General features: G+C 58.5%; 19 protein-coding genes. 10 read left to right on the plus strand and 9 right to left on the minus strand.

The genetic code is table 11. From position 1 onward, the window contains the following. The first annotated feature begins 1 nt into the window (after window position 1). Window positions 2-2,080: a capsular polysaccharide biosynthesis protein gene (locus tag ACTYEO_RS03450; RefSeq protein ID WP_449322319.1), complete on the plus strand. Its 2,079-nt coding sequence runs from the start codon at window positions 2-4 to the stop codon at window positions 2,078-2,080. A 63-nt stretch (window positions 2,081-2,143) separates the two neighbouring features. On the opposite strand, the gene ribD is transcribed toward ACTYEO_RS03450, so the two are convergent. The 4 genes from ribD to ACTYEO_RS03470 form a co-directional block, all read right to left on the minus strand. Beyond that, window positions 2,144-3,247 carry a bifunctional diaminohydroxyphosphoribosylaminopyrimidine deaminase/5-amino-6-(5-phosphoribosylamino)uracil reductase RibD gene (gene ribD, locus ACTYEO_RS03455; protein ID WP_449322320.1) on the minus strand — a complete coding sequence of 368 codons (1,104 nt, stop codon included), beginning with the start codon at window positions 3,245-3,247 and terminating at the stop codon, window positions 2,144-2,146. Window positions 3,248-3,250: 3 nt separating this feature from the next. Then, a complete protein-coding gene (nrdR, locus tag ACTYEO_RS03460; RefSeq protein WP_449322321.1) occupies window positions 3,251-3,715 on the minus strand; it encodes a transcriptional regulator NrdR in 465 nt (154 codons plus the stop codon). Window positions 3,716-3,915: 200 nt separating this feature from the next. Continuing rightward, window positions 3,916-4,332: a secondary thiamine-phosphate synthase enzyme YjbQ gene (locus tag ACTYEO_RS03465; RefSeq protein ID WP_449322322.1), complete on the minus strand. Its 417-nt coding sequence runs from the start codon at window positions 4,330-4,332 to the stop codon at window positions 3,916-3,918. 56 nt (window positions 4,333-4,388) lie between these two features. After that, window positions 4,389-5,051, minus strand: a complete 663-nt coding sequence (locus tag ACTYEO_RS03470; RefSeq protein WP_449322323.1) for a DUF2161 domain-containing phosphodiesterase — start codon at window positions 5,049-5,051, stop codon at window positions 4,389-4,391. Between the two features lie 165 nt (window positions 5,052-5,216). Here ACTYEO_RS03470 and rpmB point away from each other — a divergent pair, with 165 nt between their 5' ends. From rpmB to ACTYEO_RS03485, 3 genes are all read left to right on the plus strand, one after another. Next, window positions 5,217-5,504, plus strand: a complete 288-nt coding sequence (rpmB, locus tag ACTYEO_RS03475; RefSeq protein ID WP_449322324.1) for a 50S ribosomal protein L28 — start codon at window positions 5,217-5,219, stop codon at window positions 5,502-5,504. Between the two features lie 184 nt (window positions 5,505-5,688). Next, entirely contained in the window at window positions 5,689-6,015 is a 327-nt protein-coding gene (locus ACTYEO_RS03480) for a hypothetical protein (protein ID WP_449322325.1), read from the plus strand. A gap of 46 nt (window positions 6,016-6,061) precedes the next feature. Then, window positions 6,062-6,583, plus strand: a complete 522-nt coding sequence (locus tag ACTYEO_RS03485) for a copper chaperone PCu(A)C (protein ID WP_449322326.1) — start codon at window positions 6,062-6,064, stop codon at window positions 6,581-6,583. Between the two features lie 13 nt (window positions 6,584-6,596). Here ACTYEO_RS03485 and ACTYEO_RS03490 read toward each other — a convergent pair whose 3' ends face one another. Beyond that, the gene (locus ACTYEO_RS03490; RefSeq protein WP_449322327.1) at window positions 6,597-7,286 is read right to left on the minus strand and encodes an NAD-dependent deacylase; all 690 of its coding nucleotides are present in this window, start codon (window positions 7,284-7,286) and stop codon (window positions 6,597-6,599) included. A gap of 50 nt (window positions 7,287-7,336) precedes the next feature. On the opposite strand from ACTYEO_RS03490, the gene ACTYEO_RS03495 reads away from it, so the two are divergent. Further along, window positions 7,337-7,780, plus strand: coding sequence for a low molecular weight protein-tyrosine-phosphatase (locus tag ACTYEO_RS03495; RefSeq protein WP_449322328.1), 444 nt, complete (start codon window positions 7,337-7,339; stop codon window positions 7,778-7,780). Between the two features lie 14 nt (window positions 7,781-7,794). On the opposite strand, the gene ACTYEO_RS03500 is transcribed toward ACTYEO_RS03495, so the two are convergent. Continuing rightward, window positions 7,795-8,094 (minus strand): hypothetical protein, encoded by a 300-nt coding sequence (locus ACTYEO_RS03500; RefSeq protein ID WP_449322329.1) that lies wholly within the window; start codon window positions 8,092-8,094, stop codon window positions 7,795-7,797. Window positions 8,095-8,339: 245 nt separating this feature from the next. On the opposite strand from ACTYEO_RS03500, the gene lepA reads away from it, so the two are divergent. Next, window positions 8,340-10,139: a translation elongation factor 4 gene (gene lepA, locus ACTYEO_RS03505; RefSeq protein ID WP_449322330.1), complete on the plus strand. Its 1,800-nt coding sequence runs from the start codon at window positions 8,340-8,342 to the stop codon at window positions 10,137-10,139. A gap of 166 nt (window positions 10,140-10,305) precedes the next feature. Continuing rightward, on the plus strand, window positions 10,306-10,794 hold the full coding sequence (locus tag ACTYEO_RS03510) for a cytochrome b (protein ID WP_449322331.1): 489 nt from the start codon (window positions 10,306-10,308) through the stop codon (window positions 10,792-10,794). On the opposite strand, the gene ACTYEO_RS03515 is transcribed toward ACTYEO_RS03510, so the two are convergent. Beyond that, window positions 10,787-11,545: an alpha/beta fold hydrolase gene (locus ACTYEO_RS03515; RefSeq protein ID WP_449322332.1), complete on the minus strand. Its 759-nt coding sequence runs from the start codon at window positions 11,543-11,545 to the stop codon at window positions 10,787-10,789. The two genes, ACTYEO_RS03510 and ACTYEO_RS03515, sit on opposite strands and share 8 nt — an antisense overlap. A gap of 99 nt (window positions 11,546-11,644) precedes the next feature. Between ACTYEO_RS03515 and ACTYEO_RS03520 the strand changes: the two genes are divergently transcribed. After that, complete coding sequence (locus ACTYEO_RS03520) at window positions 11,645-12,016, plus strand: hypothetical protein (protein ID WP_449322333.1); 372 nt, start codon at window positions 11,645-11,647, stop codon at window positions 12,014-12,016. Between the two features lie 2 nt (window positions 12,017-12,018). Here ACTYEO_RS03520 and ACTYEO_RS03525 read toward each other — a convergent pair whose 3' ends face one another. Beyond that, window positions 12,019-12,930: a pirin family protein gene (locus ACTYEO_RS03525; protein WP_449322334.1), complete on the minus strand. Its 912-nt coding sequence runs from the start codon at window positions 12,928-12,930 to the stop codon at window positions 12,019-12,021. 169 nt (window positions 12,931-13,099) lie between these two features. Here ACTYEO_RS03525 and ACTYEO_RS03530 point away from each other — a divergent pair, with 169 nt between their 5' ends. Together ACTYEO_RS03530 and ACTYEO_RS03535 are read left to right on the plus strand one after the other, a co-directional pair. Further along, complete coding sequence (locus ACTYEO_RS03530) at window positions 13,100-14,053, plus strand: NAD(P)-dependent oxidoreductase (protein ID WP_449322335.1); 954 nt, start codon at window positions 13,100-13,102, stop codon at window positions 14,051-14,053. A gap of 99 nt (window positions 14,054-14,152) precedes the next feature. After that, window positions 14,153-14,650 carry a hypothetical protein gene (locus ACTYEO_RS03535; protein ID WP_449322336.1) on the plus strand — a complete coding sequence of 166 codons (498 nt, stop codon included), beginning with the start codon at window positions 14,153-14,155 and terminating at the stop codon, window positions 14,648-14,650. A gap of 17 nt (window positions 14,651-14,667) precedes the next feature. On the opposite strand, the gene ACTYEO_RS03540 is transcribed toward ACTYEO_RS03535, so the two are convergent. Further along, the gene (locus ACTYEO_RS03540; RefSeq protein WP_449322337.1) at window positions 14,668-16,104 is read right to left on the minus strand and encodes a Glu/Leu/Phe/Val family dehydrogenase; all 1,437 of its coding nucleotides are present in this window, start codon (window positions 16,102-16,104) and stop codon (window positions 14,668-14,670) included. Window positions 16,105-16,174: the final 70 nt, after the last annotated feature.

Genomic DNA, 16,174 nt, shown 5'->3' on the forward strand with positions numbered 1-16,174 from the left:
AGTGGCCAAGCCGCTTGATACAATAACAGATAACCCCGCCGGAACAGATATCCGGCGGGGTTTCTATTTCAATGCAGGTTTTTTCACCCAAAGCCGCGTGCGGCGCATTTTGGAATTGGCGGGCTATGAGCTGAAGCTTGGCAAACCATCTGCGCAGGATGACGTACTGGTCTGGGGGCATTCGCCCTATGCGGGCCGTGGCGAGAAGGTTGCCGAAGCCACATCGGCGCGCGTGGTGCGTGTGGAAGATGCCTTCTTGCGCTCGCTCTTTCCTGGCCGCGCGGGTGAGCCGCCTTTAGGGCTGACCATCGACCGCAAGGGCGCGTTTTTCGATGCACGCCAGCCCTCCGAGCTGGAAGATATTCTGGCTAACCATCCGCTGGATGATACCGCTTTGCTTAACCGCGCCCGCGATGCCGCCGATAGAATGCGCGAGAACCACCTGACTAAATACGCCGCCGTCGACCCCGATATTGCCCCACCCCCACCGGGCTATGTTTTGGTGATCGACCAGACCCGCGGTGATGCCTCGATCAAGCTTGGGGGCGCAAATGCCGATAGTTTCCGCGAGATGCTGTATTGGGCGCAGGAGGATTTTCCCGCCGCCCGCATCTTGATCAAAACCCATCCCGAGACCCAAGACGGCCATCGCGACGGGCATTTCTCGGAGGAAGATTGCTCGGACAGGATTTCCCTTTTCGACCAACCTATCTCGCCATGGACGCTGATGGAGGGGGCCGTGGCGGTCTATACCGTCTCCAGCCAATTGGGGTTTGAAGCCATTCTGGCCGAGCATAAACCTGTCGTCTTTGGGCAGCCTTTTTACGCAGGCTGGGGTCTGACCGATGATCGCCAACCGCCTTCGCGCCGCAAGCGTAAACTGAGCCGCGCGCAATTGGTGGCGGGCAGTTTGATCCTTTATCCGCATTGGTATGATCCACATGCCGACAGGCTCTGCGGTCTGGAAGATGTGCTTGCCGAATTGGAAGCCAATAGCCGCGCATGGCGTGAGGACCGAAAGGGGCATGTCGCCTTTGGCATGAGGGCATGGAAACGCGGGCATTTGCAGGCGTTTTTTGGAAGCTCGAGCCGCTCCGTCACGTTTGAGGACAGCGCTGAGAGGGCCATTGCCAGCGCCAAGGATGACGGGCGGGATGTGATGATCTGGTCCAGCCGCGTGAGCGATGACATCGTCAATTCTGCCGAAAGCTCGGATGTGAAGCTGATACGGGTTGAGGATGGCTTCTTGCGCTCGCGCGGGCTGGGGGCCGATCTGGTGCCACCACTCAGCCTCGTGGCGGATGATCTGGGGATTTACTACGACCCCAGCCGTGAAAGCCGCCTTGAACGGCTGATCGCCCAAGCCGCGAAACTACCCGCCTCTAGGCTGTTGCGGGCCGAGCGTTTGATGGCGCGACTAAACTCGCTCGGGGTGACCAAATACAATCTCGGGGATGCACCAGAGCTGCCCGAGACCGACGGGCGACAGGTGATATTGGTTCCGGGCCAGGTGGAGGATGACGCATCGATCCTGCTTGGCACAAGCGAAGTGACGCGCAACCTTCACCTTCTGGAAACCGCCCGCCGCCTCTCGCCCAAGGCTTTTATTATCTACAAACCGCATCCAGATGTGGAGGCAGGGTTGCGCAAAGGTGAGGTACCCGCAGAAGAGGTATCACGCCTTGTCGATTATGTGGCCCATGGCGCGGACCCTGCGCGTTTGATCGATCTGGCCGATAAGGTCATCACCATGACATCGGGTTTGGGCTTTGAAGCCCTGATCCGCGGCAAGCCCGTGACCACGCTTGGAACCCCGTTTTATGCAGGTTGGGGGCTGACAAAGGATTTGGGCCCCGTACCCGCCCGCCGCCAAGCGCGGCCTGACTTGGCGGCTTTGGTGCATGCCGTTTTGATTGCCTATCCACGCTATCTGGACCCTGTCACGCGCACGCCTTGCTCGGTCGAGGTGGCTGTGGAGCGTTTGGTGTCTGGTGAGGGGCAAAGCGGCAAACATAGCCTCAGGGCTTTGGCCAAATTGCAGGGCTGGTTCAAAGGCCATGCTTGGCTCTGGCGGAGATGAGGCATGGGGGCGCTGCCCCCAAACCCCCGAAGTATTTTTAAAGCAAAGATGGGCAAGGGTGCGCTATGCGCGATGGCGGACCCATTCATGCAGGATATCAGGGCCGATGGCGCGGCTGTCGCGAAGTTGAAAGCGTGGCGCGCTAGAAAGCTGCCCTAGCCCCAAAGCGCCGATCGCTGGCTGGCCTTCACTGCCCAATGCGAGGCCTGCCGTGAAACCCACCAGATCATCCACCAGATCATGTTTGAGCAAGGAAGCCGCAAGCGCGCCGCCGCCTTCGCAAAACACGGATGTGAGGCCCTTTTGGCCAAGCGCATGGAGCACTTTAGAGATATCGAGGTGAGAGGTGCTGTCTGTCGCGATCTCGATGAGCTCTGCGCCGAGCGCGGCCCATGCCTTGCGGGCCGCGCTTGGCGCATCCGTGCCATGCAGAAGCCAGAGCGGGGCGTGGTTAATGCTTGCCGCCAATCGGCCCTGACTGGGCAGGTCCAGCTTATGCGATAGGATCACCCGAACAGGTTGATGGCTGGCCCCGATATCACGCACTGTCAAATCGGGATCATCGGCACGCGCGGTTCCTCCGCCCACCATCACTGCATCATGGCGCAGGCGCATCGCATGGACCGCGCGGCGGGCCTGTGGCCCTGTGATCCAACGGCTCTCGCCTAAGCCTGTCGCGATCCGCCCGTCGAAAGAACTGGCGAGTTTAAGCGTGACCTGTGGGCGCCCTTTGAGAATGCGGTTTACAAAGCCGCGATGCGCGCGGGCGGCCTCGGCCCTGCAAATATCTGTTTCTACGGAGATGCCAGCCTCGGTAAGGCGCGCCAGACCGCCGCCATCAGTGCGAGGATCGGGATCGCGCAAGGCCACCACAACACGCGCAATTCCGGCCGCAATCAAAGCTCCAGAACAGGGCGGTGTCTGGCCGTGATGGTTGCAAGGTTCCAAGGTGACATAGGCTGTGGCGCCTTGGGCGGCGCTGCCTGCTTGAGCGAGGGCTTGGGTTTCGGCATGTGGCCTGCCGCCCGCTTGGGTAAAGCCGCGCCCCAGCAGGACACCGTTTTTAACGATCACGCAGCCGACCGATGGATTGGGCCAAGTCCTACCCGCCCCGCGTGCGCCCATGCTCAGGGCTGCACGCATCCAACGGACGTCATCGTTTTGCATCGCTCAGCTATCGGTCTGAGGCGGGCGCAATTCGGCGAGGAAATCCTCGAAATCATCGGTCGCCTGGAAATTCTTATAGACGCTGGCAAAGCGCACATAAGACACCGTGTCGATCCGCGCGAGGCTTTCCATCACGATCTCACCGATGGTCTTGGAGGCGATATCCGTCTCGCCCATGCTCTCCAAGCGCCGTACGATGCCCGAGATCATCTGATCGATCCGCTCAGGCTCCACAGGGCGTTTCTGCATGGAGATCCTGATCGAGCGTTCCAGCTTGTCGCGATCAAAATCTTCGCGTTTGCCATTGGTTTTCACCACGACCAGATCGCGCAATTGCACGCGTTCATAGGTGGTGAAACGTCCACCACATGCAGGGCAGAACCGTCTACGCCGGATCGCAACGTGATCTTCGGCAGGACGGCTGTCCTTCACTTGTGTATCTACATTTCCGCAAAACGGGCAGCGCATGTCCGTCCCCTCATTATCTGTCTCGACCCTGCTGCGACGCAGGGGATGCTCTTGCCTGATTGGGTCTTTTTCCCAAGTTTCTACCGTGACTATAGGACGACCAATAGGGCTTGGGTAGTGGGTATTCGATACCACAGCATTTAGAGCCAACCTGTGGCGCGCGGGACTCGGTTGAAGCGCCGCGCGGGCAAGATGAAACGCTAATGCGCGCGAAAATGGGCGGCCACTTCACGCCGATGGGGTCTGTCGCGATGCTCGATCACGTAAATCCCCTGCCATGTGCCAAGCCGCGCCACGCCCTGCCTGACAGGTATCGACAGGCTGACAGGCATCAAAGCTGCCTTGAGATGGGCAGGCATGTCATCCGCGCCCTCATAGGTATGGGTTAGATAGGCCATGGAGGGGTGATCCGAGCGTGGCACAAGGCGGTCAAAATAGGCTTTGAGGTCGTGATGCACTTCGGGATCGGCATTTTCCATGATCAGCAGGCTGGCCGATGTATGCCGGATCATGAGGGTCAGCAGGCCATCGCCATGCCCCTGAAGCCAGCGCCTGACATGGCTCGTAAACTCGTAGGAGCCTGCGCCATTGGTCTCGATGATGAAATCGGTTTGCATGGCATAGTCATGACGCGCGGCTTGCGCGCTTTCAAGGAGGTAAGGCAGAGTTACGCCTATGGCGCGTCAGACAAGTGTTGAAGGCCGAGCCGCCCCGCTTCGGTCAGGGAGTAGACGCCTTTATCCACCTTCTCGAACCATCCGTAATGGTTGTCGCGCATGATCGTTGTTGCGCGTTCGACCCCTGTTTCAGCCCTCACAGCCGCGCCTTTGCAAGGCCCATTTTGCTGTAAATGCAGCGCGCAAGTGATGGCGTCCTGCCGATAGGCTGTTACCACCGCGCCGCGCGTGCCGCCCAGATTGGGGTCGCCCTGACGCTTGGCGAATTCCTTGAGAAGGCGGGCCTGTTTGGGTTTGGATTTGCGCGGCGCATAAGGGCCGGGGTCACAATGGGCCTCAACAAAACCGTCGCGCAGCCGCACCGTCAAAAGCCCAAGGCCGAGCCGTCTGGCCAGTTTCACATTCTCCCGAATGGCGCGTTGCCATGGTTTGCCCGTGCCGCGCGGCACCGCGACATACACGCAATCCGAGACGGACAGCCTTGCAATTCCCTGGTGGAACAGCGCCAAGGAAAACCGCGTTTTCAATTCCACGATCACAGGATCTTCGCCCTCGCGCAGACCAACCAGATCGGCGGCACCGATTTCGGCCTTCACCTCATAGCCCATTTTTTCCAAATAGGCCTTTACGGGGGCGGAAAGCTCTGTTTCCTGAACCATATGACAGTGCTAACCTTGTCTGGGGCCTGTGTCAGGCCGCAAAAGCGCATCTGGGGCAGATGAATCGCTTGACACCCCACGCCCACGCTCGTATCCACCCGCCAGATTTACGGGCGTGGAGAGCTCCTCCTACGCCCCTTCCGTTTCTAGACCGAGGATGAACCGATGTCGCGCGTATGCGAATTGACCGGCAAGGGTCCGATGACTGGCAACAATGTCAGCCACGCCAATAATAAAACACGGCGCCGTTTCTTGCCGAACCTGACGGATGTCACACTTGGCTCCGACACACTTGATCGCCGCTTCAAGCTGCGCATCTGCAATGCCGCTCTGCGCACTGTGGATCACCGCGGTGGCCTTGATGCATTCCTGAGCAAAGCCAAGGATGCAGAGCTTTCGCCGAAAGCTCTCAAGATCAAGCGCGATCTGCAAAAGGCACAGGCCGAGGCCTGATCCTTTGATGGTATGAATTGCTGACAGCCCTGTGCCATGCGCGCGGGGCTGTTCGCGTTTTCTGCACCCTTTCAAGCCTCTGCATGGTGCGATTTGTCGCCTCGCATATCGGCTTGGGACAGACCATGTTGCGATTGTGATCAAAACGCTCCGACATATCTTTGGGCTTTGCCTTGTGCTTGTGATGACACTGAGTAGTGTCAGCATGGCCGTGGCGCGCGCGGATATGGCCTTTGGCCAGACGATGGTGCTGTGTATCGGGGCGGATCAAATCCGTGTCTCGGTCGGGCCCGATGGCGAGCCGCTGCTGGATGAAAACGGCCATCCTTCCGCGCATGATGCGCCTTGCCCTGATTGCGTTATCGGGTCTTTGGCCTTGCCGCAGGGGGCGCATACGCCCGATCTGAACCCTGTCTTTCTGACATCTGTTGATGAAACCGCCTATCGCGCCGCCAATCATGCGGTTCGTTTGCAAGGCGGTCAGGGACGTGACCCGCCGCAGGCGGCGTGAGTTTTCCCACCCTTATCAAAGACACAACAGACAGTCGGAGACAGATATGTCCTTCAAATTCCTTGCTCTTGCCGCGCTTCTTGTAGCGGCCCCAAACATTCTAGCCGCCCAGATCATGGTCGAAGATGCCTATGCACGATCCTCAGGCCCGACCGCGCCCACGGGGGCTGCCTTCATGGAGATCACCAACCATTCGGATCAGGATGATACCATCACTGGCGTCACATCCGAGGCGGCGGTGCGGGTTGAATTGCACACCCATCTTGAAGGCGAGAACGGCGTGATGCGTATGGTCCATGTCGAGGAAGGCTTTCCCATCGCAGCAGGTGAAACCATTCTGCTGGAACGCGGTGGTAAGCATGTAATGTTCATGGGGCTAGAGGCGCCAATGGAACAGGGCGGCGAGGTTGAAGTGACCTTCAGCTTTGAACATGCCGATCCCCTGACCGTGACCATCCCCGTCGATCTTGATCGCCAGCCGACACATGGTGGCGATATGGACCATGGCACTATGGATCATGGCACTATGGACCATGATGCCATGGATCACGGCCAGATGGACAATTAAAGCGCCTCACGCTTTAGCTCAAAATCTCCGCGACCCATGCAGGCACCGCTTGGGTCGCGGGCCCCTCGATGACACGATCAAACAGGTCTGGGCCCAGAGTTGGCTCAAGATTGATTTCCAGCGTTTCAACACCCGCTGCATTCGCCAGATCGACAAAGCCTGCGGCTGGATAAACCTCGCCCGAGGTGCCGATGGACACGAATAAATCCGCTGCAAACAAAGCCGCTTGGATCTCCTCCATCTGGTAGGGGATTTCTCCAAACCATACGATGTCAGGCCTCGTGGCGATTTGGCTGCATTGCGGGCAGGCCGCCTTGTGATCCATAACGCGCGGCGCAGGCCAGCGATGCGCACATCCCGCACATAGTGCCCCGATCAAGGTACCATGCATATGAATGACCTGCCTGCTGCCTGCCCGCTCATGCAGGTCATCGACATTTTGTGTGACGATCAGAACCTCACCCGAAAACACCCTTTCGAGACGCGCCAAAGCGTGATGGGCGGCATTGGGTTCGGCATCCAAAGTGTTGGCCCTGCGCGCGTTATAGAAATCATGCACCAGCTTGGGATTGGCGGCAAAACCCTCAGGGGTGGCGACCTCGGCCAGATCATAGCGCGTCCAAAGCCCGTCCTTGTCGCGGAAGGTGCCAAGCCCCGATTCAGCCGAGACCCCTGCCCCCGTCAGAATAACGATCCGCTCCATTTTCTACCCCTTCTCTTGCCAAGCCGCCTGCCACGCGCGAAAACATCTGCATGACCGAGCCGTATCGTATCTTATGTGTGTGTCTGGGCAATATCTGCCGCTCCCCCTCGGCCGAGGCGGTTTTGCGGCATCTGCTGCCCCATATGCAGATCGATAGCGCGGGCACAGGGGGCTGGCATGTGGGGGATGCACCCTATGGCCCCGCCGCGCAAACGGCCAAGGCACGCGGCTATGATATGGAGCAGATGCGCGCGCGCCAAGTGCAGGTGGAGGATTTTGAGCGCTTTGATCTGATCCTTGCGATGGACCGCCAGAACCTGAGCGATCTCAAAGCACTGGCCCCGCAAGGCCATAAAGCCGAGATTGCGCTTTATCTGGGCCTTTTGGCGGACAGCCCCGTGGACGTGCCCGACCCTTATTACACAAGGGATTTCGACGCAGCGCTGGATTTGATCGAGCGCGGCGCACAGGCTTGGGCCGAGATGCTTCCCTGAACGGGGTTTGGGCCTTAGCCGCACATCTCTTCGGCTGTTTCACCAAAGCGGCGGTAGTTTTCCCAAAGCCGCTCGTCGCTGCGTCGGTCCGACATCCGAACATTCTGAGCTTGATCGGGGTCGCGGAAAAAACGGGCGGCTTGGCGTTGCTCGGAATTGCTAAGCGTTATCTCGGCGGCCATGCCCACGCAGGAACATAAACGCGCAGAAGCGGCACGCCTGTCGGATTGGTTGCAGGCCCGCTCAATCGGGTTCGCCAAAACGGGCGAGGCCATCAATAGGGATAAAAGAGCCGCAAGGATCGGTGTTTTCATCTGTCATGCCTCAGGTTGATGCGGATCTTCGCCCGCTACTATTAGACCAGCATGACCAGAAATGGCGCATTTTTCAATATATCTAAGGGGAGCGGCAAGCTTCTGCCGATAGCCATTGCACGCTCATCTTAGCAAGCCGCGCGGGGTCCCCGTTTCACCACTAGGCGCGCTATTGCAACGCGCCCCCTTTTCAGCCTGCTCTGCTTGGGCTATCTCCCCATCTGACCCTTAGAAAGCTGGCCGCCATGACCGACCTCTCCCGTATCCGCAACTTCTCGATTGTTGCCCATATCGACCACGGCAAATCCACCCTTGCCGACCGTCTGATCCAATTGACTGGAACAGTCGCTGAACGCGATATGCAGGCCCAATTGCTTGATAGCATGGATATCGAGCGGGAACGCGGGATCACGATCAAGGCCAATACCGTTCGCATCGAATACCCCGCGAAAGACGGCCATACCTATATCCTCAACCTGATCGACACCCCCGGCCATGTCGATTTCGCCTATGAGGTTTCGCGCTCCATGCGGGCGGTTGAGGGATCGCTTTTGGTGGTGGATGCCACACAAGGTGTCGAGGCGCAGACCTTGGCCAATGTGTATCAGGCCATTGATGCCGACCACGAGATCGTCCCCGTTCTCAACAAGATCGACCTGCCTGCCTCCGAGCCTGACCGCGTGCGCGAACAGATCGAGGATGTGATCGGGATCGACGCCTCCGAGGCCGTCGAGATTTCGGCCAAAACAGGCATCGGCATTCCCGACGTGCTGGAAGCCATCGTCACCCGCCTGCCCGCCCCCAGCGGCGAGCAAGATGCCCCCCTAAAAGCCATGCTGATCGACAGCTATTATGACCCTTATCTGGGTGTTGTGGTTCTGATCCGCGTGGTGGATGGCAAGATCAAAAAGGGCGACCGCATTCGCATGATGAAGACGGGCGGCCTCTATCAGATCGACCGTTTGGGCGTGTTCACCCCGAAGATGAAAGACATCCCCGAACTTGGACCAGGCGAGATCGGGTTCCTGACGGCCTCGATCAAACAGGTGCGCGACACGCGTGTGGGCGACACGATCACCCACGAGAAAAAGGGCACCGATACCGCATTGCCGGGCTTCAAGCCATCGATCCCAGTGGTGTTCTGCGGCCTGTTCCCTGTTGATGCGGCGCAATTCGAAGACCTGCGCGAAGCCATCGAGAAACTTGCCCTGAATGACGCCTCCTTTTCATCCGAGATGGAAACATCGGCGGCCCTTGGCTTTGGCTTCCGCTGCGGTTTCTTGGGGCTTTTGCACCTTGAGGTGATCCGCGACAGGCTTGAGCGCGAATATGATATCGACCTGATCACCACAGCACCTTCTGTGATCTATCATGTCCATATGAAGGACGAGTCGATTGTGGAGTTGCATAACCCCGCCGATATGCCCGACCTGACCTATGTCGACCATGTCGAGGAACCACGGATCAAGGCGACAATCCTTGTGCCTGATGAATATCTCGGCGATGTGCTCAAGCTCTGCCAAGATCGTCGCGGCGAGCAGTTGGACCTGACCTATGCGGGCACCCGCGCGATGGTGGTCTATGACCTGCCGTTGAACGAAGTGGTGTTCGATTTCTATGATCGCCTGAAATCGGTGACCAAGGGCTATGCCTCCTTCGATTACCAGATGATTGGCTATCGTCAGGACTTCTTGGTGAAGATGCAGGTGCTTGTGAATGACGAGCCCGTGGATGCGCTCTCAACAATGGTGCATCGCGACCGCGCCGAGACGCGGGGCCGTATGATGTGCGAAAAGCTCAAGGAATTGATCCCGCGCCATATGTTCAAAATCCCGATCCAAGCCGCAATCGGGGGCCGCGTGATTGCACGTGAGACCCTCTCGGCCATGCGCAAGGACGTGACCGCGAAATGCTATGGCGGCGATGCCACGCGGAAGCGCAAGCTGCTGGACAAGCAGAAAGCGGGCAAGAAGAAGATGCGCCAATTCGGTAAGGTGGAGATCCCGCAATCGGCCTTCATCAATGCATTGAAGATGGACGACTAAAGGCGCCCTCTTCCGTTTTGTGTTCCACTCTCAAAGTTTGATCAGCCCGTATCGTCACCTGATATGGGCTGAATTTTGGCTGGCCCGCGCGCTTCGCGCTGGAAAACCGACCGCGCGGTGCCTAAACTCACCCCAGTTGAATTTTTCAAGCCAGAGCATTTTGCCCATGTCCCATCCAACAGGTTATTCCCGCCTGCAAATCAGGCTCCACTGGGCCACAGCGATTTTGGTCGCGCTACAATTTGTCTTTCATGAAGGCATTTCGACCGCCTATGACCGCGCGGTTGAAACGGGCGTCTATGCACCCTCCTTTGCGGTGATGGCGCATAGCTTGCCGGGAGTGGTGATCCTGATCCTGACGATCTGGCGCTTCAGCCTGCGCCGCAGCCATGGCGCGCCTTTGCCCCCCGAAGGCGAACCCGCGATTTTCAAGAAGCTTTCGCATCTGGCGCATATGGGATTTTACGGCTTGCTGGTGCTGCTGCCCCTGTCAGGGATGGCCGCATGGGGCGGCCAGATCGAAGCGGCGGGCGAGGTTCATGAAATTCTCAAGACCTTGATGCTGCTTCTCATCATCGCCCATATCATCGCAGCGCTTATTCACCAATTTGTCTGGAAGACCAATCTGATGGACCGCATGCGCCGCCCTAGCTGAAAAAGGCGCGCAGGCTTGCCTCGAATTCGCGTGGCTTATCGGCGTGCAGCCAATGGCCCGCTTGCGGAATTTTGGCAAAACGCGCCTGCGGGAACAGCGCTTTGATCAGCGGGCGATGATCGGGCAAAACATAATCCGAACTGGCCCCTGACAAAAACAGGGTGGGCCCCTCGAACTGGCCTGTGACCCCGTCGGGCCAACCGACGATGTCGTCCATGAAACGCTCCAGCACATCATGGTTCAGCCGCCATGCCTTGGCCTTCACATCCAGCGATTGCAGCAAGAAGGCGCGCACACCAGCCTCGGGCACATGGGGTTCAAGCTGGCGGTCGGCATCGCCGCGCGTTGTGACCTCGGTCAAATCAATCTTGCGCATCGCCTCGATCAAATGGGATTGGCTATGGCCATAGGCCACGGGCGCAATATCAGCCACGATCAAACGGCGCAGCAGATCGGGGCGGGTAACCGCAAGCATCATCGCGGCCTTGCCGCCCATGGAATGACCCACCACATCCATCGGCGCGCCTTGTGCCTCAATCACCTCAGCCAGATCAGCGGCCATATCGGAATAGGTATTGCTGTCATCCCAAGGGCTTTGCCCATGGTTGCGCATATCGACCGTCACCACGCGGCGCAGATCGGACAGGCGTTTGGCGATCACACCCCAATTGCGCGCCGAGCCGAACAGGCCATGCGCGATCAGGACGGGCGGTTGGGTCGTATCAGACCCGATTGTATATGTTTCCAGCATAGCTGCTTTCTACCAGTGCCGCAGATCATGAACCAGAGGGGTTGAGCGCGCGCCCGCGCCCTTCTAACCTGAGCCTAGCCTAGCAAGGATGACGCAAAGATGACCCGTGAGGAAATCGACACCCTTACCGATGAATTGCGCGGCCTGATCGCCGAGCGGCTTGGCATCCGCGCCAAGAGTTTCGCGCAAGCGGTGAAGCGCACCAACAGGCTTTTGCCCACGCCTGTGCGCAATTCAGCGCAGGCGCTGCTGGCCTTTCAGGCGCGTGCCGCCCATCCCAAACTGGCCGCCCGCACCGACCCCGCATTGGTGCAGGCCGAGGCCGAGATGGTAAAGCGCCACCTGATGACATTAAAAGCAGGCGAAAGGCAGGCCCGAGAGCGTGCCTTTCTCTTTGGCGAAATCGCTTTTCGCGTTGCGATTGTGCTGGTCCTGATCGTTGTGCTGCTGGTCTGGCGCGATATCATCTAGCCCTAATGCGCAGGGGCCACGAAGGTTCCATTGCGCAAATCCCGCATTGCTTGCTGCAACTCCGCTTGGGTGTTCATCACAATCGGGCCGTGCCAAGCAACGGGTTCCTCAATCGGCGCGCCCGAGATCAGCAAAAAGCGCAGCCCTTCAGGGCCCGCCTGAACCGTGACCTCATCGCCCGTGCCAAACCTGATCAAAGTCCGGTCCCCTGATAGATCGCGGATATTGACCTCCTCGCCCATCACCTCTTTTTCGAGCAAAACACCCGAGGGCTGGCTGGCATCGGCAAAGGCACCTGCGCCTTCGAACACATAGGCAAAGGCACGGCGATAGGTATCGATCTTGAAGGTCTTTTTCACACCTGCAGGCACCGAAATATCAAGATATTGCGGATCGGCAGCAATACCATCCACGGGGCCTTTCTTGCCCCAGAACTCTCCCACGATCACTTTCACGCGGGTGCCGTCATCATCGATGATCTCGGGGATCTCGGCCGCCTCGACATCCTGATAGCGCGGGTCGGTCATTTTCAGGCTGGAGGGAAGATTGCCCCAAAGCTGAAACCCGTGCATCTGCCCCTTGCCGTTTCCATAGGGCATTTCCTGATGCAAAATCCCGCGCCCTGCGGTCATCCACTGCACCGAGCCTGCCCCCAGCTTGCCTGTATTCCCGAGGCTGTCGGAATGCTCGACCGTGCCTGCAAGCACATAGGTGATCGTCTCGATCCCGCGATGCGGGTGCCAAGGGAAGCCCTTTTGATAGAAGGCAGGATCATCATTGCGGAAATCATCAAAGAGCAGGAACGGGTCCAGCTCGGTCGGGTCCTGGAACCCGAACGCACGGTGCAGATGCACGCCTGCCCCTTCCATGGTGGGCATAGCATTACGACTTTCAAGAATGGGACGGATCGACATGGGGTAGCACCTTTCCTGTTTGCTTGCGCCAAGAGGTAGCCCGCAGCCCCCCTTTAGGCAATTCTGAGCCTGCACACGGTCTCTGTGCGGCATTGCAGGGGTCGGTTTCGGCACAGACAGGCGCAGGGCAGGCTGGAAGGTTTGCGGCAGGAATGAAGGGAAACAGCATATGAATGTAGGATTTATCGGGCTCGGCAATGTCGGCGCGAAACTGTCAGGCTCCTTGCTACGCAATGGCGTGGCGTTGAGCGTCCATGATCTGGATGACGCAAAATGCGCCGAGTTCGAAGCGCGCGGGGCCAAAATCGGCGAAACACCAGCCCAGATGATGCGCGATTGCGATATCGTCATCACATGCCTGCCCCACCCCAAAATATCCGCCGCCATTGTCGAAGGACCAGACGGGCTACTGGAAGGGGTCTCTGCGGGCAAGATATGGCTGGAGATGAGCACCACAGACGCAGCCGAGATCAAAAGGCTGGCCGCATTGGTGACACAGGCAGGTGGGGCTGCCGTGGATTGCCCTGTTTCGGGCGGCTGCCACAGGGCTGATACCGGCAATATCTCGATCTTTGCAGGCTGCGAGCGCGATGTTTTTGAGCGCGTTCTGCCCTTGCTGACCAAGATGGGGCGCAGGGTTTTGCATACGGGCGAGGTCGGCTCGGCCTCGGTTCTCAAGGTGATCACAAATTATCTGGCCACAGCCAATCTGCTGAGTTGCTGCGAAGCGCTGACCGTCGCCAAGGCCGCTGGCATGGATTTGGGCATAAGCTATGAGGCGATCCGGATTTCATCGGGCACCAGTTTTGTGCATGAAACCGAAAGTCAGGTTATCCTGAACGGCTCGCGCGATATTTCCTTCACGATGGATCTTGTTCTCAAGGATATTGGCTTGTTCCAAGAGGTTGCCGATACTGCGGGCGTGCCTTTGGAAATCAGCCCGCTGATGATCGAGATATTCAAAGACGGTATCGCGCGCTTCGGAGAGCGGGAGCTTTCGCCCAATATCATCCGCCGCCTTGAAGAGGCGACAGGTCTGGATATTCGGGCAGATGGTTTCCCGCCCGAGATGGTCGATGATGAACCCGAAGAACAGGGCTATGAAGTGCGCCGCGAGGCATAGAGACTTCAGCCTGCACTCTGGCCATCGGCTAATGCCCGTGGTTTATGGCGTTTCGCGTGAAGCCTTTAGGCCTTTGCGCAAAGGATCGGGGATGTAGCCATGAATAATCCAGATGAAGTTTTGGAACGCATCTCGCCCAATACGGCGCGGCGGGTGATGGCGACGGGCTGCTTGGGCTGTCTCGGGGTGCTGTTGCTCTGGATCGCGGCCACGCAACCGCCCGTGGATATCGGCTGGCTTATCTTTCTGATCCTGATGGGGGCAGGCAGCCTCTGGCTCGCATGGATAGTATGGGATGTGTCTTCGCGCACGCTGGAGCTGACGCGCTTGGAATTGCGTGAGGTCGGAGGGCGCGTTTTGTTCAGCATCGACAATGTCGAAAGCGTCGATCGCGGTTTTTTTGCCTTCAAGCCGGCGGGTGGTTTCCTGATCCGGCTGAAACAGCCTCAGGGGGCGAAAGCCTATGCGCCAGGGTTGTGGTGGCGGCGCGGACGGCGCGTGGCTGTGGGCGGTGTAACGGCGGCACGCGAGTCGAAATCAGTTGCTGATCTGATTTCTGTTCTTCTGGTGCAAAATCGCGGCGGGGCTAAAACCTAGCCCCGCCGCGCTGTGGTTTAGAGGCCTTTGGCGCGATAGCCCGAAGCAATTCGGCTGATCGAAACCAAATAGCCTGCCGTGCGCAAATCAGGCACATCCGAGCGATCATGCCAAACCTCACGCATCGCCTGATAGGCGGTGCGCATCGTGTCATCGAGACCCGAGCGGACCAGTTCCAACTCACCCGCACCGCGCAGATAACGCGATTTGAAGTCGGGCGAGAGGGACCAGCCAATGCCACTATCCTTGGACAGACGTTCAAGCTCGTTCACGATCAATTCGTGACGCGACTCTTCCTGACGGCGCTGCATCCGGCCAAAACGGATATGGCTGAGGTTCTTGACCCATTCGAAATAGGACACTGTCACACCACCCGCATTGGCATAAAGATCGGGGATGATGATCGTTCCCTTGCGCCGCAGGACTTCATCCGCACCTGCGGTGATCGGCCCATTGGCCGCCTCGATAATCAAAGGCGCTTGCACACGATCTGCGTTGGACAGGTTGATCACGGCCTCAAGGGCTGCGGGAATAAGAATATCACATTCTTCTTCCATCGCGGCGGCACCATTCTCGGAATAAGTGCCATGCGGGCAGCCTTTGACGCCGCCATGCTGCGCAATCCAGTGACGCACCGCTTCGACATCAAGGCCATCGGGCGAGGACAGCGCGCCGTCGCGTTCGATCACATGGGTGACACGGCAGCCATCTTCTTGTGCAAGGAACAAGGCCGCGTGATAGCCCACATTGCCCAAACCCTGAACGATGACACGCTTGCCATCCAAGCTGCCAGACAGGCCCGCTGCCGCGACATCCTCGGGATGGCGGAAGAATTCCTGCAACGCATATTGCACGCCGCGCCCTGTCGCCTCGACACGGCCCTGAATACCACCCGCATGGGGCGGTTTACCCGTGACACAGGCCTTGGCATTGATATCGGTGGTGTTCATGCGCGCATATTGGTCAGCGATGATCGCCATTTCCCGCTCGCCCGTGCCCATATCAGGGGCAGGTACGTTCTGGGAGGGGTTGATCAGATCGCGCTTGATCAGCTCATAGGCGAAACGGCGGGTGATCTGCTCCAGCTCATGCTCATCCCATTCGCGCGGGTCGATGCACAAACCGCCCTTTGATCCGCCGAAAGGCGCTTCGACCAAGGCGCATTTGAAGGTCATCAGCGAGGCAAGCGCTTCAACCTCATCCTGATCGACATTCATCGCATAGCGAATGCCGCCTTTCACAGGCTCCATATGTTCGGAATGAACAGCGCGGTAGCCGGTGAATGTATGCATCTGCCCACGCAGCCGCACGCCAAAGCGCACGGTATAGGTAGAGTTACAGACACGAATTTTTTCTTCAAGGCCAGGGGGCAACTCCATGAGTGACGCTGCCCGATTAAACATTAAATCAACTGACTCGCGAAAGCTGGGCTCAGTAGGGTTCGTGGTAGTCATGGAAGTTCCTCCTTTTGACTCATCCCACAACGGATAATCCCGCATTTTGTTAGCTGGCAGGCGTAGAACA

This window comes from Rhodophyticola sp. SM2404 (genome assembly GCF_053570515.1).

Bases quoted from the DNA above. Each gene is read 5' to 3' on its own strand.
- ribD (WP_449322320.1), bottom strand. From the start codon at position 3,247: ATGCAAAACGATGACGTCCGTTGGATGCGTGCAGCCCTGAGCATGGGC.
- nrdR (WP_449322321.1), bottom strand. From the start codon at position 3,715: ATGCGCTGCCCGTTTTGCGGAAATGTAGATACACAAGTGAAGGACAGC.
- ACTYEO_RS03465 (WP_449322322.1), bottom strand. From the start codon at position 4,332: ATGCAAACCGATTTCATCATCGAGACCAATGGCGCAGGCTCCTACGAG.
- ACTYEO_RS03470 (WP_449322323.1), bottom strand. From the start codon at position 5,051: ATGGTTCAGGAAACAGAGCTTTCCGCCCCCGTAAAGGCCTATTTGGAA.
- rpmB (WP_449322324.1), top strand. From the start codon at position 5,217: ATGTCGCGCGTATGCGAATTGACCGGCAAGGGTCCGATGACTGGCAAC.
- ACTYEO_RS03480 (WP_449322325.1), top strand. From the start codon at position 5,689: ATGACACTGAGTAGTGTCAGCATGGCCGTGGCGCGCGCGGATATGGCC.
- ACTYEO_RS03485 (WP_449322326.1), top strand. From the start codon at position 6,062: ATGTCCTTCAAATTCCTTGCTCTTGCCGCGCTTCTTGTAGCGGCCCCA.
- ACTYEO_RS03490 (WP_449322327.1), bottom strand. From the start codon at position 7,286: ATGGAGCGGATCGTTATTCTGACGGGGGCAGGGGTCTCGGCTGAATCG.
- ACTYEO_RS03495 (WP_449322328.1), top strand. From the start codon at position 7,337: ATGACCGAGCCGTATCGTATCTTATGTGTGTGTCTGGGCAATATCTGC.
- ACTYEO_RS03500 (WP_449322329.1), bottom strand. From the start codon at position 8,094: ATGAAAACACCGATCCTTGCGGCTCTTTTATCCCTATTGATGGCCTCG.
- lepA (WP_449322330.1), top strand. From the start codon at position 8,340: ATGACCGACCTCTCCCGTATCCGCAACTTCTCGATTGTTGCCCATATC.
- ACTYEO_RS03510 (WP_449322331.1), top strand. From the start codon at position 10,306: ATGTCCCATCCAACAGGTTATTCCCGCCTGCAAATCAGGCTCCACTGG.
- ACTYEO_RS03515 (WP_449322332.1), bottom strand. From the start codon at position 11,545: ATGCTGGAAACATATACAATCGGGTCTGATACGACCCAACCGCCCGTC.
- ACTYEO_RS03520 (WP_449322333.1), top strand. From the start codon at position 11,645: ATGACCCGTGAGGAAATCGACACCCTTACCGATGAATTGCGCGGCCTG.
- ACTYEO_RS03525 (WP_449322334.1), bottom strand. From the start codon at position 12,930: ATGTCGATCCGTCCCATTCTTGAAAGTCGTAATGCTATGCCCACCATG.
- ACTYEO_RS03530 (WP_449322335.1), top strand. From the start codon at position 13,100: ATGAATGTAGGATTTATCGGGCTCGGCAATGTCGGCGCGAAACTGTCA.
- ACTYEO_RS03535 (WP_449322336.1), top strand. From the start codon at position 14,153: ATGAATAATCCAGATGAAGTTTTGGAACGCATCTCGCCCAATACGGCG.
- ACTYEO_RS03540 (WP_449322337.1), bottom strand. From the start codon at position 16,104: ATGACTACCACGAACCCTACTGAGCCCAGCTTTCGCGAGTCAGTTGAT.